A 21,179-nucleotide genomic window follows, 5' to 3' on the forward strand; every position below is an offset into this window, starting at 1 on the left:
GATTGCGATGTAGTTCGGATCAGTAGGTGACGTTCGAGCCGCCCTGGAGCGCCATCTGCGGCTTGTAGGGAGAGTCGCCATGCTTAGGCTCCAGCACCACGACGATGGTGCCGAGCTTGACGCGGTTGTAGAGGTCGATGACGTCCTCGTTGGTCATGCGGATGCAGCCGGAGGAGATCGAAGAGCCGATGTATTCCGGCTGGTTGGTGCCGTGGATACGGAACAGGGTGTCCTTGCCGCCCGAGTAGAGATACATCGCGCGCGAACCCATCGGATTGTCCGGGCCGGGGGCCACGAAGGTCGGAACGCCCAGGCGCGAGATTTCACCGGGCGTCGGGTGCCAGGCCGGCCATTCGGTCATGCTGCCGACCTTGGCAATGCCCGACCAGGCCATGGCTTCCTCGCCGACGGTGATGCCGTAGCGGATCGCCTTGCCGTCGTTCAGCACGTAGTAGAGGTAATGATTGTCGGAATCGACCACGATGGAGCCGGGAGCTTCCTTGCGGTGATATTCGACGATGGCGCGGCGGAACGGTTCGGCGACCGGCGTCTTCACGTAGGTGGTCTTGGCCAGCAGTTCCTTGTCGCGTGGCTTAAAGGCCGCAGTGTTGGTTGCCTCATAGGTCGTGGCCTGCATGCAGCCCGACAACATCAGGCCCGCGGCCAGGATTCCAAGGGTAACTTTGAACGACGACATGATTACGGTCCAATCGAAAATCTGCGTCTCAAAGCGTCAAGATTACGCCCCAAACGCCACGATTCCATTAAGGGCATTATTGCCGAAACCTGCCATTCTTCCCAGAGTTTAGATGGCTTTCCCGCATCGCGGGACGTCGGCTGTGGCTTTTTTGCCGCAAGTCGTCTGGCGCGGGACCGGTATTTGTGCAAACAGGCAACGGTCGCCAAGCCGACTGCCGCGTCATCCCCAACCCGGCCACCACAGGATGGATGTCCGGTTAATGTCCCGGTCATGAAGCGCCAGCGAGAATCGCGCTAAGTCCGCAAACCCTGCCGCCCGTCTCGTGGAGCTTGTTAATGCTGTCGGTGTTCGTCCCTACCGATTCCGCCCTCAGGAAGGCCGCCGCTGCCGATCTGGCGGGGCTACCCGACAATGCGGTCTGGGTCGACCTCGTGAATCCGACCGTGGAAGAGGACCGGGCCGTCGAGAAGCTGGCGGGGATCGCGGTTCCGACCCGGGAAGACATGCAGGAGATCGAGATCTCCAGCCGCCTCTATATCGAGAACAGCGCCCGCTACATGACCGCGACACTGATGTGCCAGTCCGATACCGACATGCCGCGGACCACGGCGGTCACCTTCATCCTGACGGGCCACCGGCTCGTGACGGTGCGCTACGACCTGCCGAAGCCGTTCGCGCTGGTCGAGAACAAGCTCGCCCGCAGTTGTGTCCCCGGCATCACCGGCGAGCAGGTGCTGATGGAACTGCTGGATGCAGTGATCGATCGTTGCGCAGATATCCTGGAGCGCTGCGGGGCGGATATCGACCAGGTCTCCCACGACATCTTCGAGCCGGAGAGCGCGCGCCACGGGCACGCCAAGCAATACTCCCAGATCCTGATCGCGATCGGCCGCAAGGGCGACCTGACCTCGAAGGTCCGCGAGAGCCTGGTCTCGATCGGCCGCCTCGTCACCTTCCTGTCCGCCGTGGTCGAAGGCGTGAAATGGTCCAAGGACATGCGCGAACAGCTCAAGACCATGCAGCGTGACGTCGCCTCACTGACCGACCACGCGTCCTATCTCTCCAATAAAATCACCTTCGTGCTCGACGCCATGCTCGGCGTGGTCAATCTGGAACAGAACAACATCATCAAATTGTTCTCGGTGATGGCGGTGGTGCTGATGCCGCCGACCTTGATTGCCTCGATCTACGGCATGAACTTCAAGGTGATGCCGGAACTCGAATGGGCGCACGGCTATCCGCTCGCGCTGGTCATGATGCTCGCCGCGGCAATCGTTCCGTACTGGATTTTCCGGTGGAAGAAGTGGCTCTAGCGCTGTTCCATCCGTCGCGTTTTGGGACGCGTTTTCTGCCTTATTTCCTCTGCTAAAATTTGAGTGTTGCGCTGAACGTTTGGGCGAAACTTGTCTGCGATAACGCCCGCCTCGAAGCCGGAGGACAGCAATGGTTGAGAAGATCATAACGCCACGGCGTAACGTCATCGACTTTGCGCGCTATCAACAGGACCGCGCCGCAGGCAAAGTGCAGGCGATCTCGCCGAGACTTTGCCGCTATTGTGACGCTGCGCTGCTTGATGGCGAGGACGAAGACGAGTGCTCCAGCGCGTTGAACGACATCGCGCTGCGGCGGACCGAGAAGAAGTCACGTCGGTTTTACGCAGACTAGAGGTTGACGCCTCGCAAGGCAGAAGCCTCGTTTGCGCTGTTACGCCTGCCATCGAAGCAATCCTGGAGTACGGCCGCGGCGGCGGCCGGGATCGCCTCGAACCTCTCCGAAAAATCATCCAGACCAAAGCTCAGACGTGCTGACCACCATTGATGTGGATCTCGGCGCCGTTGACGTACGAGCTGGTTTCCGTGCACAGCACGTAGATGATCTTGGAGACCTCGTCCGGCGTGCCGAGGCGATGCATCGGGATCTGCTGATCGACGATCTTCTCGGTGCCGGGCGACAGGATCGAGGTGTCGATCTCGCCCGGCGCAATCGCGTTGACGCGGACGCCGACGCGGCCGAAATCCGATGCCATTTCGCGTGTCAGCGCCGCGAGCGCCGCCTTCGATGTCGCATAGGCCGCGCCGGCAAACGGATGCACGCGCGAGCCGGCGATCGAGGTGACGTTCACCACCGCGCCCTTGGCGTGCTTCAACTCCTCGATCAATCCGCGCGCGATCATGATGGGGGCGAAGAAGTTGACGTGGAAGACATGGGTCCAGGTGTCGATGTCGGTGTCCATGGTGCCGAGCCGGCCGCCACCCGCGGCCTTCGGCGAGATCGCCGCGTTGTTGACCAGCGCGTGCAACTCGTCGTTATCCAGCCGCCGCCGGATCTCGGAGATCGCCCGCACAGTGTCGTCATGACTGCCGAGGTCGACTTCGATGTGGTCTTCCGGCCCGGCGCCCCAGGGGCAGACCTCCGGAAAGGCATGCCGTGACAGGGTGATCACCCGCCAGCCGGCGGACGAGAACCGGATCGCGGTGGCATGGCCGATGCCGCGGCTCGCGCCGGTCAGGAGCAGCGTGCGGCGCGGTGCATTGGATGGGCGGGGCATCGACGGTTTCTTTCGTTTTCGCCGTGCGCGGCGTTGCGCCGGGGATCGACGTCTCGGTCGTTAGGGGCAGGACGTCGATGGCCGGGATCATCTTACACGAAGACGCGCTTCGCGCTTTCGCCCTTCCATGACAGTCGCGGATTTTCAGGGATACAGCCGCACCTTCGACCAGGCACTGCCGGCGCCATCGCGGCGGAATTCGATGCGATCGTGCAGGCGGAACGGGCGGTCGTGCCAGAACTCGATGCGCTGCGGCGTGATCCGCCAGCCGCTCCAGCCCGGCGGACGCGGCACCTCGCCAATCACGTATTTCGCGCCGGCCTTGGCGATCGCCTGCTCGAATGCGAAGCGGCTCTCCAGCGGCTGCGATTGCTTGCTGGCCCAGGCGCCGATCTGCGCCTGCTTCGGCCGCGTGGCGAAATAGGCATCGGCCTCGGCATCGGTCACTGGCGTCACCGGCCCGCGGATGCGGACCTGCCGGCGCAGCGATTTCCAGTGAAAGAGTAAAGCGGCCTTAGGATTTGCGGCCAATTCGCGGCCCTTGGCGCTTGCAATGTGGCTGTAGAACACGAAGCCGTCGGCATCGAAGCCCTTCATCAGCACCATGCGCACGTCGGGCAGCCCGTCGGCGTCGACGGTCGACAGCGCCATCGCGTTCGGATCGTTGGGCTCGGACTTGACCGCCTCGGCAAACCATTCGCCGAACAGGGCGAACGGTTCCTCCGCCGCGGTGAAATCACCCGATGTTAACGGTGCCGGGTGTTTGATGGAGGTCGTGTCGGTCATGTTCAGGAGTCCCGATTGCATCCGCCCGCGTCCGAGCGCGCGTTATCAGCCCTATATAGGGCATGGGAGCGCGTTGGCCTATCGGCGATCCGCCGCGCGGGCGCGGCGGTCACGCTGATCCTGATCGGCGTTGGTGCAAGCGGCTGCAGCCTGTCGCGCAGCGACGCTTTCGCCAAGATGGACGACAAGGACGTGACCGGCTCGATCAGCCCGACCCGGGTCAGCATGGCGATGCCGACCGACAGCGATCTGGCCTTCGCCCGCAATGCCGCCTCCGACGTGCTGACCAAGGGCGACAAGGATTCCAGTCAGCCCTGGGAAAATCCCGAAACGGGTGCACGCGGCTCGGTCACGCCGCTGGCCCAGGCCTATTCAGGCGAGGACGGCAAGACGTGCCGGGATTTCCTCGCCAGCTACGTCAATGGAGCCAGCGAGAGCTGGCTGCAAGGGGCTGCCTGCAAGGCTGGACAAGGCCGGTGGGAAATCCGTAGTTTGACACCTTGGAGAAAGTCCTGAGAGTTCCGGCAGAAGCCGGCGTCAGCCTAGTTGCAAAAATGCCACTGAGCCCCCAGATGAGAGGCAAGGTGGGCCCGGATGGGCTCCCAGTCAGGACTGACTTTTTCCCGTGAAGGAGACGTGACGGATGCGCGACCCCTATGAGGTCTTGGGGGTGCAGCGGAGTGCCAGCGCTGCGACGATCAAGAGCGCCTATCGCAAGCTCGCCAAGAAGCATCACCCGGACAACAACAGCAACGATCCGAAGGCGGCTGCCCGCTTTGCGGAGATCAACACGGCCAACGAGATCGTCGGCGACGAGGACAAGCGCAAGCAGTTCGACCGTGGCGAGATCGATGCCGAGGGCAAGCCGCGCTTCCAGGGCTTCCCGGGCGGCGGCGCCGCTGGCGGCCGCGCCGGTCCCGGCGGGTTCGAATACAGCTTCCGCGGCGGTCCCGGTGGCGGCATGGGCGGCGGCAGTTTCGAGGACATCCTCAACAGCATGTTCGGCAATGCTACGCGGGGCGGTGCCGCGCGCGGGGGGCGAGCCAGTCCGTTTGAATTTGACGGCGGCGGGGTCGGCGTCGACCTCGATCTTTCCGTCGCCATGACGGTGTCGCTGGAGGAATCGGTCAGGGGCGGCGACAAGCGCGTCCGCCTGCCGAACGGCCGCGAGCTCAATGTCAAGATTCCGCCCGGCGTCAGCGCGGGCCAGCAGATCCGGCTCAAGGGTCAGGGCGACACCGCGCAGGGCCAGCCGCCCGGCGACCTCCTGATCACGATCTCGATCGCGCCGCATCCGTTCTTCAAGGTCGACGGCAATGACCTCAGGATCGATCTGCCTGTGACGCTTTATGAGGCGGTGCTGGGCGGCAAGGTCCGCGTGCCGACGCTCGGCAGCGCGGTCGAACTGTCGATCCCGAAGAACACCTCGAGCGGCCGCATCTTCCGTCTCAAGGGCAAGGGTCTGTCGAAGGCCGGCGCCACCGGCGACCTCTATGTCACGACCCGCATCATGCTTCCCGACGGGAACGATGCCGGGCTCGAGGCATTGATGCAAACGTGGCGGGATCAACACCCCTATAATCCGCGCAGCGATCTCGGCTGACCGCCGAAACCACTTGCGAGACGTCTCGTATCTATCCCCGGGTGCTTCCGGAATAGACACGGGGCATCGCAAGCGGCTTAGAGAACAATCCACCGATGTCCTGATTCTGCGGCGAGCAGGCGATCCGGGCAGCGGAAAAAGGAGTGCGGCCTCGAGAGGGGGACCAGCGCGGTACACAAAACCCCAATCGAGGCCGCGTGCGCCGATCGGCGGATCGGGCGCGCATCATCTTCGCGTGAGCATGCGGTGCGATAATGAGACGTGCCGATGACGCGAATCGAAGTTTTCAATGTCGGAATTGGGACGTTGAGTGAGGCCGGATTCACTTACTCGACACGGCGCGATTTTCGCGAGCGGCATGTCCCGTAGAATTACGGGCGCTCAGCCGCCGCTCTTCTCCATCTGATCGTAGATGGCTTGCGCGACCTGGGTCAGGCGGTCGCGGTCGGTGCTGCCACTGACGACATAGGCGACGCCGCGATCGGCCCAGAACAGCGCGCCGTCGCTGCCCTGGACCGCGTAGCGCATCTGGGTCGTCTCGGTTTTCGCCTTCGCGGTATAGACGGTGAAGCGCTCACCGGATGTGCTCTCATACATCAGGAACGACGCCGGCCCGCTCGGTCCCGGCAGCAGGCGGCCGCCGACCAGCTTCAGCCCCGTCAGCTCCGGCGCGCGGACGGCCCAGCCGCAGCGCTTGGTCAGCCATTGCTGCAAGTGGTCGCGCTCGCTGCCGGGGACCTCGACCGGGTGGCGGACTTCGACCACGTAGAGCCGATGCGCGTCGAGCGCATCCAGCGTGAAGCTCTGGAAGGTCGAGGGGGTCGCCGAGGCGCCGCGCGCGATCCAGCCGACGCCGCCGCCCGCGACGAAAGCCATCAGCGTCGCTGCCACCGCGCCATAGACCCAGCGGCGCGGCTGCCGCACCAGGCGCTCGAGCTCGAGCCGCTTCGGCACCGCCTCGTCCAGCACGCCGTCGTAGCGCGCATGCAACGTCTCGGCCATCGTCCGCCAGGACTGCACCCGCGCTGCGTCGTCGGGATGTGTGGCAAGCCAGGCCTCGACATCGCCGCGGCGCTCGGCCGGCAGCTCGTTGTCGACATAGGCGTGCAGCTCGTCTTCGGTGACGGGAATGTTCGGGTCGGTCATATCAGTCGTCTCTGCCAAATCCTGTTCGAAAATCCTTGGCGCGTCACGCCGGTCATCGCGCAGTCCATCACTTCACCCGCCGCAGCGCCGGGCGCTGGCCCTCGATCGATGCCCGCACATGGGCGCGCGCGCGAGCGAGGCGGGACATCACGGTGCCGATCGGTACGCCCTGGATGTCGGCGACCTCGCGATAGCTCATGCCCTCGAGCATCACGAGCAGCAGCACCGAGCGTTGCTCCTCAACCAGCGTCGACAGCGCGCGCTCGATGTCGCGTCCCTCGGCCTCGGTGCCGCTGGCGTCGGCATTGTTGTCGAGCAGCGGCATCAGGGGCGGCCGCCGCGCCAGCGAGCGCCTGCGGTTCTTGTTCAGATTGGTCAGGATCGTATAGAGCCAGCTCCTGACGTCGCCGCCGAGAAACAGCCGCTCCGAGCGCAGCGCCCGCACCAGCGTGTCCTGCACCAGGTCGTCGGCGATATCGGTGTCACGCGCCAGCGCGCGCGCATAGCGACGGAGCGCCGGAATCATGGCTTCGACACTTTGACGAAACGCGGTCATGTATCCCAGTCTTCGATGGTCTCGGCGGCGCCGACCGCCTTGCTCAGCATAACACCCTCGCGGCGCCGCTATTCCGGCTGCGTCGATCCGCGCGCATGGCGCCCCGGCGCGGACTTATTTGGGCTTGTGGCTGGGCAAACGGCTGGTGTACCTCCGAGCCGAAAAACTCGACGCCTTGCTTCAAGCGCCTGACGTCTCGCTGGGCGGGGAATATGGTTACGGGAATGCCGGTGCCAACGATCTACTACATCCGCCACGGCGAGACGGCGTGGAATGCCGAAGGCCGGCTTCAGGGCGCGCAGGACATCGCCCTCAACGAGCGCGGCCGCGCCCAGGCGGCGCATGCCGGGCGGATCCTCGCCGGTCTGTTGGTCCGCGATGGCCGTGACAAGGCGACGCTGCCGTTCGTCGCCAGCCCGTTGGTCCGGGCGCGTGCCACCATGGAGCTGGCGCGCGCCGAGCTCGGCCTTGCGCCGGGTGACTACGCGCTCGACGCGCGGCTGCGCGAGATCGGCTACGGGACATGGGAGGGGTCGACCTTGGCGCAGGCGCAGGCGGCGGACCCGGTCGTGTATGCGCGCCGCCTGGCCGAGAAGTGGCAGGTCGCGCCGGAGGGCGGCGAGAGCTATGTCGACGTGCAGGCGCGGATGACCGAATGGTACGGTTCGGTGACCTCGGACACGGTCGCCGTCGCCCATGGCGGCACTGCGCGGGCGCTGATGGTGGCGCTCGGCTTCGAGACGCCGGCCTCGGCCGCGGAGCTCTATATCGAGCAGGGCGCGGTCTACGTGTTCAGCGAAGGCAGCCTGCGGAAATATAGTTAAGGGCGTCCGGGCCATCCGCGTCGTTGGGGACGTCCTTGGGGAGCAGGAAACCCGTTTGACGCTGCCGACCCTGCGCGTTACGACACGCCATGTCCTTCAATACTTTCGGCCATATGTTCCGCGTCACGACCTTCGGCGAGAGCCATGGGGTCGCGATCGGCTGCGTCGTCGACGGCTGCCCGCCGATGATCCCTCTGACGGTGGAGGAGATCCAGCACGACCTTGACCGCCGCCGCCCCGGCCAGTCGCGCTTCACCACCCAGCGCCAGGAGCCCGATGCGGTGAAGATCCTGTCCGGCGTGATGGCGCATCCGGAGAGCGGGGTGCAGGTGACGACCGGCACGCCGATCGCGCTGCTGATCGAGAACACCGACCAGCGCTCGAAGGATTATTCCGAGATCAAGGACAAGTTCCGCCCGGGCCATGCCGACTTCACCTATGAGGCGAAATACGGCCTGCGCGACTATCGTGGCGGCGGGCGTTCGTCCGCGCGCGAGACCGCGACCCGCGTCGCGGCCGGTGCGATCGCGCGCAAGGTGCTGCCCGAGGTGAAGGTGCGCGGCGCGCTGGTGCAGATGGGCCCGCACAAGATCGACCGCGAGAAATGGGACTGGGACGAGATCGCCAACAACCCGTTCTTCTGTCCCGACAAGGACAAGGCGGCGTTCTTCGAAAGCTATCTCGACGGCATCCGGAAGAGCGGCTCCTCGATCGGCGCGGTCATCGAGGTCGTTGCCGAGGGCGTGCCGGCCGGTCTCGGCGCGCCGATCTATGCCAAGCTCGACAGCGATCTGGCGTCGGCGATGATGAGCATCAACGCGGTGAAGGGCGTCGAGATCGGCGCCGGTTTCGGCGCCGCCGAGCTCACGGGTGAAGAGAATGCCGACGAGATGCGGACCGGCAACAACGGAACGCGTTTCCTGTCCAACCATGCCGGCGGCGTGCTGGGCGGCATCTCGACTGGACAGCCGGTGGTGGTGCGCTTTGCGGTCAAGCCGACCTCCTCGATCCTGACCACGCGCCGCACCGTCGACCGCAAAGGCGCCGATACCGATATCCTGACCAAGGGCCGCCACGACCCCTGCGTCGGTATCCGCGCGGTGCCGGTGGGTGAGGCGATGATGGCCTGCGTGCTGGCGGATCATTTTCTGCGCGACCGCGGGCAGACCGGGCGCTGATCGGGCCTGTAGGCTGACGTCATCGCGTCACGCGAAGCCGACTAATCTCAGTCATGGCTGGTCGGCTGGCGGCTTCCGTCGCCCTTGGAGGTTCCAATGAACCGGTTGTTCGTTGCGCTGTCCATGATCTGGCTGTCGGCATCGTCATCCGGTCTGGCGCAGAGTCCCAAATCCGCGCAGGCCACGCCAATCCTTGACGGTGCCTACGCCAGCTCCGTGCGACATCCCGATGTCTTTCTGACCGAGAAAGATCTGATCGATCTGGCGGGGCGGATCAATCAGCTTGGCAGCTATTCGGCGCGGCGCTTCGATCAACTCGCCGGGCAGGTGGCCCGTGATCTTGCTGGCGGCAACAAATGGGATGCCGCTTATTCCGGCTGTAGCACCGACACCTACAATTACGCATTTTCCTACGAGCCCCAGACAATTCATGGCGAAGACCACGTCCCGGAAGTGCGTGCCGACATGGGGCTTGCCGCAAACCTTGTCCCGCCGCGCGGCGCTGCCGTGGTGGCGTCGCGCCTCGCGCTCTATGCAGCCCTGATGAAGGCGGGGGCGAAGCGGCCGATCAATGCGCCCGACCCGGCTTACGCTGCGGCGGTGGCCGCGAAGATACTTGTCGCCTGGAGCACCTCCGGATTTCGCGACGATCACGGCCGGTTTCGCGAGAATCCGTCGCAATTTTGTGGGGCGGAGGGCAAGTTCGACCAGGCTGCCTTTGCCGGCGTGGGGTTGGTGGTCTCTCGCGGCATCGTCTATTCCGTGCAGGCTGAAGACCTGTTGATGTATGTCGGCACGCTTGGCGATGCAGATGTGACGCGGGTCGAAGCGTTCGATGCCGCGATGTTCGGCCTGCTCCGCAACGCGCTCAACTACAATTTGCAGCTCCACGCGTGGCCCTGCGATCACTACAGCAACCATGCGGCAAACCAGTTGGCAGCGTTGTTGGCGCTCGCGCGCGTTCAGAACAACCAGAGGGCCTTCGTGGCGGTCCTGAACGGCGGCGACGATGCGATCCGTGTGTCGCTGCCCTGGATCGCGTTCTTCCAGCGGGCCGTTTATGGCGCGGCAGATATGCCTAACGGCTGCTATGCCAACAAGGCCACCGATGGCTTTGCGAGCAGGCCGTTCTTCCAGACCCGGGCGGTGGCTTCGGGCGAGATCGACGACCGCTACCGCAATGCAGATCCCGGACAAGGCATCGGATATCCGATGTTCACTCTGGAGCGCCTTTACGATGCGGCCGAAATCCTGCGCAATGCCGGGTTTGATCCCTACGGATATCGTGGAGCGCACAGGCAATCCATTGAGGCGGCTACGCAATACTATGCCTGCCTGGCGAAGGGAGCCGGGTTCGGCGGTGTCGTGACCGCTGCAAATTCCGCTTCCTGTCCCGACGCGGCGCAATATTACGGCAAGATCGTGAGTGGCGTGGACCGGATGCTGGTCATCGGCGCGCTGCGGTTTCCGAACAATGGCTTGGTCGCCAGCCTCGATGCGGCCGCAAGAGCCGCAGCTTCATCCGGTCCGTTCGCCCTGGATGCCATCCTGTTTGGGAAATGGCGGGCGTGAAAGCCACGCGCACATTTCCGGATCCTCTTCTGGACCCTATATTATAGTGGTGGTCGCTAATCGGGTGCTCGCCTGGGGAATGCCATGAATGCGTCGGAGCTACGGGACATCATCACATGGATGATCGGCGGCGCACGATCCGCGCCGACCCCGCCGCAGATGATGGCCGAATGCTGCGAACGCCTGGTGCGGGCAGGCCTGCCATTATGGCGCATCGGCGTTTTCGTGCGCACCCTGCATCCCGAGATCTACGGCCGCCATTTCATCTGGAAGCCGGGCGCCGAGGTCGAGACCGGCGCCGTCGATCACAACATTCTCGACACCCCGGAATTTGCCGTTAGCCCGCTGGCGATCGTCCTCAAGCAGGGCGTCGAAGTCCGCGCGCGGCTCGATGATCCAACCAGCATGCGCTTTCCGATCGTCGCGGATTTGCAGGCCGAAGGCGTCACCGACTACATCGCGGTCCCGCTGATCAACACCGACGGTCCGCCCAACGCCTCGAGTTGGACCACCAGACAACCGGGTGGCTTCACCGACGAGCAGCTCGACGCGATCCGCTCGATCGCCGTGCCGCTGGCGCGCTACATCGAGATCGTCACGCTGCGCCGCACCGCCTCGCTGCTGCTCGACACCTATGTCGGAAACCGGGCCGGCGAACGCATCATGGGCGGCCAGATCAGGCGCGGCCACGCCGACACGATGGATGCCGCGATCTGGCTGTCCGACCTGCGCGGCTTCACCGCTTTGTCGGACCGCCTGCCGGCCGAAACCGTGGTCGAGATCCTCAATCTCTACTTCGATTGCCAGGTCACCGCGATCCGCGAGCATGGCGGCGAGGTGCTCAAATTCATGGGCGACGGGCTGCTTGCGGTGTTCCCGGTCGACGAATATCTCGGTGACGAGGTGCAGGTCTGCTCGCGGGTGCTGGAGGCCGCGCGCGTCTCGCGCGCCGGCGTCGAGGCGCTGCAATTCGCCAATGGCGATGCCGTCGAGCGTTTCCGCTTCGGCGTCGCGCTGCATCTCGGCCGCGTGCTTTACGGCAATATCGGCGGCGGCAACCGGCTCGACTTCACCTGCATCGGTCCCGCGGTCAATCTCGCCGCGCGGCTGGAGAAGATCGCCGGCCGGCTCGGCCGTACCGTCGTCGCCTCCGAGCGCTTCGCCGGTATCCATGATGGCGGCTGGAGCGATCTCGGCGAGTTTCCGATCGCGGGGTTCGCCAAGGCCGAGCGGGTCTACGGCCTGTTCGACGAGGCGCCTGTCGCCGCTGCCGGTTAGCTGCGGTGCGACGTGACTGACACGGACGCGCAGCATCGCCGCGGGATCGTACTGGTCGTCGCGGCCGCGGCGGCCTGGAGCACCGCTCCGTTCTTCACCCGGCTGCTGCACTTCGATTCCTGGACCATCCTGTTCTGGCGCGGGCTGTTCGGCGGCGGCGCGATCGCGCTGTTCCTGGTCGCCATGCAGGGCCGGCGCGGTGTGCGCGATCTCATCGCGATGCCGTTGAGCGGATGGCTGGTGGCGGGCCTCTCGACCCTGGGCATGGTGACGTTCATTCCGGCGCTGCAACTGACCAGCGTCGCCAACGTCGCAATCCTGATCGCGATGCAGCCGTTTGCAGCGGCCGCGATCGCCTGGCTCTGGCTGCGCGAGCGGGCGCGGCCCGGCACGCTGCTGGCAAGCCTGATCGCGCTCGCCGGTGTGGCCGTCACCGTCAGCGGCGCCGGGGGCATCACGGATTACAGGGGCATCGGCCTTGCCTGCGTGATGGTGCTGGCGATCTCGCTGATGACGGTGGTGATCCGGCGGCACAAGGGTACGCCGATGATCGCAGCCGCAGCGCTCTCGAACTTTCTCGGCAGCGCGGTCAGCTTTCCGCTCGGGCACGGCATCGGCGCGGTCGGGGGCGCCGATCTCGGCGTGCTCGCGATGTTCGGGGCGTGCCAGGTCGGCCTCGGTCTCACCTTGTTCACGGTCGGCTCCAGATTGCTGCCATCAGGGCAGGCATCGCTGATCGCCACCCTCGAGACCCCGCTGATGCCGTTCTGGGTGTGGCTGGCCTTCGCCGAGGTGCCGTCGCTCCGCGCCCTCATCGGCGGCGCGCTGGTGATGGGGGCGGTCGTTGCCGACATCGTGGTCAGCCAGCGGACGCAGTTGGCCCGGCAATGACCGCCGCAAGCGTCGGGTCAGCCGCCGCGGGCATAGGACTGCTTCAGGCCGAAGGTCAGGATCGACAGCGTGATCCACAGCCGCAGCATTGCGAAGCTGAAGATGAAGACGACGTAGACCAGGCTCTTGACCGGCTGGCCCACCGTCGAGGTTTGCCAGAATTGCCAGATCGCGGTGCGCACGAACTGCTGCCCGTAGCCGAGCCCAACTTGGATCACGCCAAGCACGAGCACCGCGGCGCCGAGCCACAACGCGTGTCGGCCGAGTTCCTTGACGGCGGCGAACAACGCAATGCGGCCGCCATTGCCTTCCGCGTTGACGATGATCATCAGCACCAGCGCTGCGATCGCTGCGCTCCAGAACCGGCCGAGATCGGCGCCTTGATCGAACGCCATGCCGTCGAGGCCCCACAGCAGGTGCGGCGCAAACGACGTGAAGCCGATCGCGGCGGTGGCGAGTGTGACGATGATGATCACGAGCGCGATCCGCCACAGGATCGACCATGACAGCCTGGTCTGTTCGGCCAGCGTCAATTCGCCGAGCGACGATTGACCTCCGGCAGCCTGGATCGAGTCCCGCGCCGTCGCGAAGAAGGCGAGCAGCACGCAGATGTCGGCCAGCACCAGGGCGGGCACGACCAGGCCGGGCTTGCCGAAGCCGACGATCCGTATCGCCGTCGCCATGACGAGCCAGGGCAAAGCGGGCAGGGGGCGGAATGGACCGAACGAGGTCTCGGGACGGGTCTTCCGCAGTGAAAGCTGTTGGCGCAATGCGACGGACATGCCGCGTTCGTGCCATGCGATCCCTAAAGCGGCAGTGGCAGGGATCGCTAAAATGCGTGGCAACGCCTGCGGCAATCTGGCGCTGGCGCTATTCCTCGGGCTCGGTGGTGAAGAGCAGCGGATAGCCCTTGGCGCGGCCGGCGTCGGTGGCGCGGGTCGCCTTGGTCTCGGCGACGTCCCTGGTGAACACGGCGACCACGCAGACGCCGCGCTGGTGCGCGGTCAGCATCACCTTGTAGGCCTGGTCGTCGGTCATGCGGAATTCACCCTTCAGCACGGTGACGACGAATTCGCGCGGCGTATAATCGTCGTTGACCAGGATCACCTTGTGCAGGCGTGGCCGCTCGACCTTGGTCTTCGTCCTGGTTTTCGGCTTGACGACGCTATCGGGCATCGCACTCCCTCGCGATTGCTCCGTAAGAATACCGTCTTCAGGCACATCTTGGAACCGTTCGATTTGCACGGCGTCATTGCGGCAAAGGCACGGCGCGTGTTGCGTTATGCGTGACATCTAACCTGAATGTGAAGGCGAGATGATATCTGCGCTTTTCGCCGCCAGATTTGCGTGTCACCATGACGCGACACGACGGGAGGGCCGCAATGCGCTGGTATGTCTCGATCGGAGCGGTGCTTGTCGCGGGCATGTTGGCCAGCGGCGATGTGGCCGGTGTTGCCGCGCCTGGCCCGGGAACACAGACCGGCCGGGTGGCCGAAAAGGAATCCACGCCGAGCGTCGATATCGAGCTGATCATCGCGGTCGACGTGTCCTATTCGATGGACATGGACGAACTCGCGATCCAGCGCGAGGGCTATGCGCAGGCGATCGTCTCCAAGGAATTCCTGCAGGCGCTGAAGGCGGGCCCGAACGGCAAGATCTCGATCACCTATTTCGAATGGGCCGCCTCCAACGACCAGAAGGTCATCATTCCCTGGCGGGTGATCGACGGCCCTGAATCCGCCGATGCGGTTTCCGCCGAGATCATGAAGACCCCGGTGCGTCGCGCCTCGCGGACCTCGATCTCGGGTGCGATCTATTTTGCGATCCCGATGTTCGACGAAAACCCGCATCGTGGCCTGCGCCGCGTAATCGATATTTCCGGCGACGGACCCAACAACAACGGCACGCCGATCACGCCGGCGCGCGACGCGGCGCTCGAGAAAGGCATCGTCATCAACGGACTGCCGATCATGGTGAAGGAGCCGTCCTATTCGACGATGGATATCGAGAATCTCGATTACTATTACGAAGATTGCGTGATCGGCGGCCCCGGTTCCTTCGTGGTCACGATCAAGGATCGCGAGAAGTTCAAGGAGGCGATCCGCACCAAGCTGCTGCTCGAAGTCGCCGGCCGGACCCCTGATCGCCCGATCGTGCGCACCGCCGAGAGGGAGCCGCGGGTCAGTTGCATGATCGGCGAGAAGATCTGGCAGGACCGCTGGGGACGGTAGTATTTCGTAGGATGGGTAGAGCGCAGCGAAACCCATCATCTCGCCGCGCGGAGAGAAGTCGATGGGTTTCGCTGCGCTCTACCCATCCTACGGTTTCGTTGAAATCTCCCGCAGCTCATTCTCCAGCGTCCGCAGCGTCCGCAACGCAGCCGCGTACTCCGCAGCACCGATCTGGCGCCAGAGCTCGGCAACGCGTCCGGCGAGGCCGCGAACCGTCAACGGAAAATCCGCCGCCTGCACCAGCGCGCCCTTCTCGTTGATCAGATACTGACCGTTCAGCGCAAACAGCACCTGCGCGATGCAGGCCAAGGCGCGATAGGCGCAACCGGCGACATGCGTGCCGTCGCCGCGCGGCACGGCAAGCTCGGCATTGTCGATCGCGAACCGGATTTCCCATTGAAAGCGCCGCAGCAGCGCGTCGCGCAGCGCCGGCGGGTAGGGCACCGTCTTAGCCTGCATCGCCGCGACGACGCCTTGGGGATCGTGCAGAACGCGGCACAGCGCGACCTCGCCCATCCAGATCGCCGAGCAGAAGCCGTGCGGATGGCCCGGCTGGTAGTGCATGCCGATCTCGCCGTTCCGGCAGGCGTCGAGGACAGCCGTGACCTGTTCGACGCTGCGGTAGAGCAGGTCGACCTTGTGGCCGCCGATCGCAAGCCAGGCGCCGCCGACGATCCATGGTCCCCATTCGCCGACCGGCGTCACACACACGGCAGCAGGATCGTCGACCAGATCCTTCACAGCCTCGCACAGCCGATCGGTGTCCAGAGCGGCGGCCTCCGAAAAATAAAGGCCGAGATCATAGTCGGAGGTTTGATGCGCCGTGCCGCGCGCCCGCGAGCCGCCGAGCACGACGGCAGCGACGCCTGGAACGGCGGCGAGGACGGGAATGATGCGCGCGAGCAGCGGGTCGTGGGACATGCTCGGCGGATTATAGCGAGGATACCGCGCGCCGCGATAGAAGCGGCGGCGCCTCAGCGCGCGAACCGCGCCACCAACTCGACATGCGGGGTATGGCGGAACTGGTCGACCGGGGTGACATCGGCGATCTTGTAGCCGCCGTCGATCAGGATTTTCGCGTCACGCGCAAACGTCGCGGCATTGCAGGATACCGCAACGATCACAGGCACCTTGCTCGCCGCCAGCTGCGTGACCTGGGCCTGCGCGCCCTGCCGCGGCGGATCGAACACGACGGCGTCATAGTCGCGCAATTCCTGCGGCATCAGCGGGCGACGGAACAGGTCGCGCGCCTCGGCCTTCAGCGGCTTCAATCCCGGCGTCGTTTGCGCCGCCTTCTGCAACGCCGTGATCGCGCCGGCGTCGCTGTCGAAGGCCGTCACGCGCGTCTTCTCCGCAAGGCGCAGCGCGAACGGGCCGACGCCGCAGAACAGATCGGCGATATGCTTGGCGCGGCCGCATTGCGCGCGGACCAGCGCCGCCAGCGTCTCTTCGCCCTTGACGGTCGCTTGCAGGAACGAGCCTGGCGGCAGCACGACTTTGGCCTTTCCGATCGCCACGTCAGGAGAGCCGCGTTGCAGCACCAGCTCGCCGTGCCGCGTCAGCCGCGCCAGCCGGTGCTTCTCCGCGACGCGCGACAAGGCGCTGATCAGGCCGGTCGGCAGCGCGCCGGAACCGCGCACATCGATATCGAGGCCGTTCAGGGTCGCGGTCACCTGGATGTCGAGCGGTTTGCCGATCGCAATCAGCGGCTCGGCGGTGGCCCATGCCGCCTCGATCGCGCCGTCGAGCGCGGGATCGAGGATCGGACAGCGGTCGACCGGGATGATGTCGTGCGATCCTGCCGCGGCGAAGCCGACCTTGAGGACATCTTGGGCGGCCATGCGCCCGTGCAGCGTGATGCGGCGGCGGCCCGCGCCATGGGCGTCGAGCAGAGGCGCGACCTCGGCCGCGATCTTCGCCTGCGCCAGCGTCTCGGCCACGATGTTGCGTTTCCAGGCCCGGTAGGGCGCCTCGTTCCAATGCTGGATCGCGCAGCCGCCGCAGACGCCGAAATGCGGACAGAACGGCGCGATCCGCTCGGGGCTTTCCTGCGCGACGCGCAGCAACCGCCGTCGGTCGGGATGGTTGCCGGGGACGTCCTCGACCTCGACGGTTTCGCCAGCCAGCGTGTAGGGCACGAAGACCGACTGCGTGCCGTCGAGCGCGACGCCGTCGCCGCGGTGGCCGACATGGTCGATGGCGAGGACTTCAGCCACGGCGTGCGCCGAGGAAGAATTCGATATTGCCGTCGCCGCCCGATATCGAGGACGGAAACACCTGGATGTCGGTGCAGCCGAGCGAGGCGGCAAAGGCCGCGATATCGTCGCAGATCTCCTGGTGCACCATCGCGTTGCGGATGACGCCGCGCTTGGAGTGTTTGCGCGCCGCCTCGAACTGCGGCTTGATCAGCGCCAGTAGATGCATCGGGGCCGCGGCCAGCGACAGCGCCACCGGCAGCACCAGCTTCAGCGAGATGAAGCTGACATCGATCACGACGACGTCGGGCCGCGCCGGCAGGCGCTTGCCCTCGAAATTCCTGATGTCGGTCTCCTCCATGGAGACGATCTTCGGATGGCCTTGCAGCGAGGAATGCAACTGGCCGTGACCGACGTCGATCGCGAATACGAGGCTCGCGCCGTTGGCCAGCAGCACCTCGGTGAAGCCGCCGGTCGAGGCGCCGACATCGAGGCAGACATGACCCTCGACGTCGATCGGATAGTGCTCGAGCGCGCCGGCAAGCTTGACGCCGCCGCGCGAGACATAGGGATGCGCCGGCTCGGCGGTCAGTGCAGCGCCGGGCGCCACGATCTCGGATGCCTTTGCGATTGGCTTGCCGTCGGCCGTCACGAGGCCGGCGTCGATGGCCGCGCGCGCCCGTGCCCGGCTTTCGAACAGGCCGCGTTCGACCAGCAGCACATCGATGCGCTTGCCGGCCGACGGCTCGTTGTCGCCCGCCTTGCTCACTTGGTGCCCTGCCGGCGCTGCGCCGCGGCGAGCCGCACGCAGGCCTCGAAGGACGTGAGGTCGTGCCAGAGGTCGGCCGCGGGCTCGCGCGGCGTCACCAGTGGACTGCCGTGCAGGTCGAGCGCGTGCATCATCATCAGATTGTCAGGCAATCCAAACTCTTCCACCGTCAGCCCCTCCGCGTCGATCAGGCGTCCGTCGGGCGCCGGCGCCACCTGCTGTAGCCGCGCCACCCGATTGGCGTAGGAGGTGGGATCGTTCGAATAGGCGAGGCACAGCTTGCCGCGTCCCGCCATGTAGCCGAGTTCGTAGACGGTGCCTGCGTCGGCACTGGGGCCGCGAAACGGCGTCAAATTGGCGATGATGGCGTCGGCCGACTCCATCATCGCCTCGTTGCTTTTGAAAATGGTAAGCGAAGCGCCGGCAGTCGTGGGATTGATGCTGTTGTCGAGCGGATACAGCCCGGTCAGCCCGTGATAGGCACACACCTCCGCCTTGCGGCGTCCGATCTCCACGGCATCCGGCAGGAATACGTCAGGACCTGCCAGATAGACTCTCATGGACTTGCCCAGGACAAGATCGACTTGAAACCTCTCCCTTTGGGAGAGGCGCGGGTGAGGGGTTATGCTCTTTCGTGGGACCTCACCCCCTCACCCGGATCGCTCGCGCGATCCGACCTCTCCCCGGTGGGGAGAGGTGGAAGGCGATTACGCGAGCTTGACGGTCTCGGTCTTGTAGTCCTTGCCGAGGGTTTCGAACACCTTGGCAACGATGCTCTTGGCGTCGAGACCCGCGCGGGCATACATCGCCGCCGGCGTGTCGTGGTCGAGGAACACGTCGGGCAGCACCATCGAGCGGAACTTGAGCATGCCGCTATCGAGCATGCCGTGGTCGGTCAGGAACTGCACCACATGCGAGCCGAATCCGCCGACCGAGCCTTCCTCGATCGTGATCAGGATCTCGTGGTCGCGCGCCAGCTTCAGGATCATGTCCTCGTCGAGCGGCTTCATGAAGCGCGCATCCGCGATCGTGGCGGAGAGGCCGTGCGCGGCGAGCTCGTCGGCCGCCTTCTCGCACTCGGCGAGGCGGGTACCGAACGACAGCAGCGCGACCTTCTTGCCCTCGCGGATGATGCGGCCCTTGCCGACTTCCAGGGGAATGCCGACTTCCGGCATCTCGACGCCGCGACCTTCGCCGCGCGGATAGCGCAGCGCGCTCGGGCGATCGTTGATCGCGACCTGGGTCGCCACCATGTGGACCATCTCCGCCTCGTCGGAGGCCGCCATGATCACCATGTTGGGCAGGCAGCCGAGATAGGCGTTGTCGAACGAGCCGGCATGGGTCGCGCCGTCGGCGCCGACCAGGCCGGCGCGGTCGATCGCGAAGCGGACCGGCAGGCTCTGGATCGCGACGTCATGGACCACCTGGTCATAGCCGCGCTGCAAGAAGGTCGAGTAGATCGCGCAGAACGGCTTGTAGCCTTCGGTGGCGAGGCCGGCGGCGAAGGTCACGGCATGCTGCTCGGCGATGCCGACGTCGAAGGTGCGATCCGGGAACGCCTTGTTGAAAATGTCGACGCCGGTGCCCGACGGCATCGCCGCGGTGATGGCGACGATCTTGTCGTCCTTCTGGGCTTCCTTGACCAGGCTCTGGCCGAACACGTTCTGGTAGGCCGGCGCGTTCGGCTTGGCCTTGGCCTGGGTGCCGGTCGCGACGTCGAACTTGACGACGGCGTGATACTTGTCGGCCGAGGCTTCGGCCGGGCCATAGCCCTTGCCCTTCTGGGTCACGACGTGGACCAGGATCGGCCCGGTCTCCATGTCGCGGACGTTCTTCAGCACCGGCAAGAGATGGTCGAGATTGTGACCGTCGATCGGGCCGACATAATAGAAGCCGAGCTCCTCGAACAGCGTGCCGCCGTCCATCATGAAGCCGCGGGAATATTCCTCGACGCGGTTGGCGCGGTTGGCGAGGATCTTGGGCAGGCGCTTGTTGATCTGCTTGGCGGCCTCGCGCAGCGAGCGGTAGGTCTTGCCGGAGTACAGGCGCGACAGATAGGCGCTCATCGCACCGACCGGCGGTGCGATCGACATGTCGTTGTCGTTGAGGATCACGATCAGGCGCGAGTTCATCGCGCCGGCGTTGTTCATGGCCTCATAGGCCATGCCCGCTGACATCGCACCGTCACCGATCACGGCGATAACGTTGTTCTTGCCGCCCGAGAGATCGCGCGCCACAGCCATGCCGAGGCCGGCCGAAATCGAGGTCGAGGAGTGCGCGGCGCCGAACGGATCGTAGTCGCTCTCGGTGCGCTTGGTGAAGCCGGAGAGGCCGCCGCCGGTGCGCAGCGTGCGGATGCGGTCGCGGCGTCCGGTCAGGATCTTGTGCGGGTAGGCCTGGTGGCCGACGTCCCAGATCAGGCGGTCGCGCGGGGTGTCGAAGATGTAGTGGATGGCGGTGGTCAGTTCGACCACGCCGAGGCCGGCGCCGAAATGGCCGCCGGTCACCGACACGGCGTCGATGGTTTCCTGGCGGAGCTCGTCGGCAACTTGCCGCACCTGCTCGACCTTCAGCTTGCGCAGGTCATCCGGCGTGCGAATAGTGTCAAGAAGCGGCGTTTTACTAAATGTGGTCACAGCGAATTTCCAATTTTTGCCTGTCGGAACGAATCGCCCGACGCGAGATGGGTTGGCGCGCTCACCGCGCAGCGAATGCCAGACACTGGGTGCCGCCCCGGCAGGCCGGTGCCTGGTTGTAAAGCTAGATTCACTCCGGATTGGACCACGTGATATGCATCACCTTGGTCGCTCTTCACCCGTCCCGGTTCAGTTTTGTCGAACCATTTGAGATGCTTGCCGCCCGAAGAATCCGGGCCGCCCGCCACCCTCAAATGCCCATAGAA

At 65.2% G+C, this 21,179-nt stretch carries 22 protein-coding genes; 10 read left to right on the forward strand and 12 right to left on the reverse strand.

Translation table 11 applies throughout. The features are described from left to right. Positions 1 to 19: 19 nt before the first annotated feature. Complete coding sequence (locus tag CWS35_RS15350) at positions 20 to 697, reverse strand: L,D-transpeptidase (RefSeq protein WP_024580638.1); 678 nt, start codon at positions 695 to 697, stop codon at positions 20 to 22. 338 nt (positions 698 to 1,035) lie between these two features. On the opposite strand from CWS35_RS15350, the gene CWS35_RS15355 reads away from it, so the two are divergent. Together CWS35_RS15355 and CWS35_RS15360 are read left to right on the forward strand one after the other, a co-directional pair. Then, the gene (locus tag CWS35_RS15355; protein ID WP_100952382.1) at positions 1,036 to 2,013 is read left to right on the forward strand and encodes a magnesium transporter CorA family protein; all 978 of its coding nucleotides are present in this window, start codon (positions 1,036 to 1,038) and stop codon (positions 2,011 to 2,013) included. Between the two features lie 130 nt (positions 2,014 to 2,143). Next, positions 2,144 to 2,365, forward strand: a complete 222-nt coding sequence (locus tag CWS35_RS15360; RefSeq protein WP_024580640.1) for a hypothetical protein — start codon at positions 2,144 to 2,146, stop codon at positions 2,363 to 2,365. A gap of 130 nt (positions 2,366 to 2,495) precedes the next feature. Here the strand turns inward: CWS35_RS15360 and CWS35_RS15365 are convergent, their stop codons facing one another. Together CWS35_RS15365 and pdxH are read right to left on the reverse strand one after the other, a co-directional pair. Continuing rightward, complete coding sequence (locus CWS35_RS15365; protein ID WP_024580641.1) at positions 2,496 to 3,248, reverse strand: SDR family NAD(P)-dependent oxidoreductase; 753 nt, start codon at positions 3,246 to 3,248, stop codon at positions 2,496 to 2,498. Between the two features lie 144 nt (positions 3,249 to 3,392). After that, complete coding sequence (gene pdxH / locus CWS35_RS15370; RefSeq protein ID WP_024580642.1) at positions 3,393 to 4,034, reverse strand: pyridoxamine 5'-phosphate oxidase; 642 nt, start codon at positions 4,032 to 4,034, stop codon at positions 3,393 to 3,395. A 15-nt stretch (positions 4,035 to 4,049) separates the two neighbouring features. Between pdxH and CWS35_RS15375 the strand changes: the two genes are divergently transcribed. Both CWS35_RS15375 and CWS35_RS15380 read left to right on the forward strand, forming a co-directional pair. After that, positions 4,050 to 4,550, forward strand: a complete 501-nt coding sequence (locus tag CWS35_RS15375; protein ID WP_244442180.1) for an RT0821/Lpp0805 family surface protein — start codon at positions 4,050 to 4,052, stop codon at positions 4,548 to 4,550. Positions 4,551 to 4,677: 127 nt separating this feature from the next. Continuing rightward, complete coding sequence (locus CWS35_RS15380; RefSeq protein ID WP_100952383.1) at positions 4,678 to 5,637, forward strand: DnaJ C-terminal domain-containing protein; 960 nt, start codon at positions 4,678 to 4,680, stop codon at positions 5,635 to 5,637. 381 nt (positions 5,638 to 6,018) lie between these two features. On the opposite strand, the gene CWS35_RS15385 is transcribed toward CWS35_RS15380, so the two are convergent. Next, complete coding sequence (locus tag CWS35_RS15385) at positions 6,019 to 6,783, reverse strand: anti-sigma factor (protein ID WP_024580645.1); 765 nt, start codon at positions 6,781 to 6,783, stop codon at positions 6,019 to 6,021. 67 nt (positions 6,784 to 6,850) lie between these two features. Continuing rightward, complete coding sequence (locus tag CWS35_RS15390) at positions 6,851 to 7,339, reverse strand: sigma-70 family RNA polymerase sigma factor (RefSeq protein ID WP_100952384.1); 489 nt, start codon at positions 7,337 to 7,339, stop codon at positions 6,851 to 6,853. 224 nt (positions 7,340 to 7,563) lie between these two features. Here CWS35_RS15390 and CWS35_RS15395 point away from each other — a divergent pair, with 224 nt between their 5' ends. The 5 genes from CWS35_RS15395 to CWS35_RS15415 all read left to right on the forward strand — a co-directional run bounded on the left by CWS35_RS15395 (position 7,564) and on the right by CWS35_RS15415 (position 13,082). Beyond that, positions 7,564 to 8,163: a histidine phosphatase family protein gene (locus CWS35_RS15395; RefSeq protein WP_100952385.1), complete on the forward strand. Its 600-nt coding sequence runs from the start codon at positions 7,564 to 7,566 to the stop codon at positions 8,161 to 8,163. 89 nt (positions 8,164 to 8,252) lie between these two features. Further along, positions 8,253 to 9,341, forward strand: coding sequence for a chorismate synthase (gene aroC / locus CWS35_RS15400; protein ID WP_024580648.1), 1,089 nt, complete (start codon positions 8,253 to 8,255; stop codon positions 9,339 to 9,341). A gap of 96 nt (positions 9,342 to 9,437) precedes the next feature. Continuing rightward, positions 9,438 to 10,913, forward strand: a complete 1,476-nt coding sequence (locus CWS35_RS15405) for a hypothetical protein (protein WP_100952386.1) — start codon at positions 9,438 to 9,440, stop codon at positions 10,911 to 10,913. Between the two features lie 84 nt (positions 10,914 to 10,997). After that, positions 10,998 to 12,191 carry an adenylate/guanylate cyclase domain-containing protein gene (locus CWS35_RS15410; RefSeq protein WP_100952387.1) on the forward strand — a complete coding sequence of 398 codons (1,194 nt, stop codon included), beginning with the start codon at positions 10,998 to 11,000 and terminating at the stop codon, positions 12,189 to 12,191. Positions 12,192 to 12,203: 12 nt separating this feature from the next. Next, a complete protein-coding gene (locus tag CWS35_RS15415; RefSeq protein WP_100952388.1) occupies positions 12,204 to 13,082 on the forward strand; it encodes a DMT family transporter in 879 nt (292 codons plus the stop codon). 17 nt (positions 13,083 to 13,099) lie between these two features. Here the strand turns inward: CWS35_RS15415 and CWS35_RS15420 are convergent, their stop codons facing one another. Then, positions 13,100 to 13,864, reverse strand: coding sequence for a hypothetical protein (locus tag CWS35_RS15420; protein WP_245438981.1), 765 nt, complete (start codon positions 13,862 to 13,864; stop codon positions 13,100 to 13,102). 88 nt (positions 13,865 to 13,952) lie between these two features. Beyond that, entirely contained in the window at positions 13,953 to 14,258 is a 306-nt protein-coding gene (gene clpS / locus CWS35_RS15425; RefSeq protein ID WP_024580653.1) for an ATP-dependent Clp protease adapter ClpS, read from the reverse strand. A 206-nt stretch (positions 14,259 to 14,464) separates the two neighbouring features. On the opposite strand from clpS, the gene CWS35_RS15430 reads away from it, so the two are divergent. Beyond that, positions 14,465 to 15,313, forward strand: coding sequence for a DUF1194 domain-containing protein (locus CWS35_RS15430; protein WP_100952389.1), 849 nt, complete (start codon positions 14,465 to 14,467; stop codon positions 15,311 to 15,313). Between the two features lie 87 nt (positions 15,314 to 15,400). On the opposite strand, the gene CWS35_RS15435 is transcribed toward CWS35_RS15430, so the two are convergent. The 5 genes from CWS35_RS15435 to dxs form a co-directional block, all read right to left on the reverse strand. Continuing rightward, complete coding sequence (locus tag CWS35_RS15435; RefSeq protein ID WP_100952390.1) at positions 15,401 to 16,234, reverse strand: nucleotidyltransferase domain-containing protein; 834 nt, start codon at positions 16,232 to 16,234, stop codon at positions 15,401 to 15,403. Between the two features lie 53 nt (positions 16,235 to 16,287). Further along, positions 16,288 to 17,529 carry a class I SAM-dependent RNA methyltransferase gene (locus tag CWS35_RS15440; RefSeq protein WP_100952391.1) on the reverse strand — a complete coding sequence of 414 codons (1,242 nt, stop codon included), beginning with the start codon at positions 17,527 to 17,529 and terminating at the stop codon, positions 16,288 to 16,290. After that, entirely contained in the window at positions 17,522 to 18,277 is a 756-nt protein-coding gene (locus CWS35_RS15445; RefSeq protein ID WP_100952392.1) for a TlyA family RNA methyltransferase, read from the reverse strand. The genes CWS35_RS15440 and CWS35_RS15445 overlap by 8 nt, the downstream gene beginning before the upstream one ends. After that, a complete protein-coding gene (locus CWS35_RS15450) occupies positions 18,274 to 18,837 on the reverse strand; it encodes a nucleoside 2-deoxyribosyltransferase (RefSeq protein WP_100952393.1) in 564 nt (187 codons plus the stop codon). The genes CWS35_RS15445 and CWS35_RS15450 overlap by 4 nt, the downstream gene beginning before the upstream one ends. Before the next feature lie 147 nt (positions 18,838 to 18,984). Then, positions 18,985 to 20,913 (reverse strand): 1-deoxy-D-xylulose-5-phosphate synthase, encoded by a 1,929-nt coding sequence (gene dxs, locus CWS35_RS15455; protein ID WP_024580659.1) that lies wholly within the window; start codon positions 20,911 to 20,913, stop codon positions 18,985 to 18,987. Positions 20,914 to 21,179 lie beyond the last annotated feature (266 nt).

This window comes from Bradyrhizobium sp. SK17, from assembly GCF_002831585.1.
Lineage (GTDB): Bacteria > Pseudomonadota > Alphaproteobacteria > Rhizobiales > Xanthobacteraceae > Bradyrhizobium.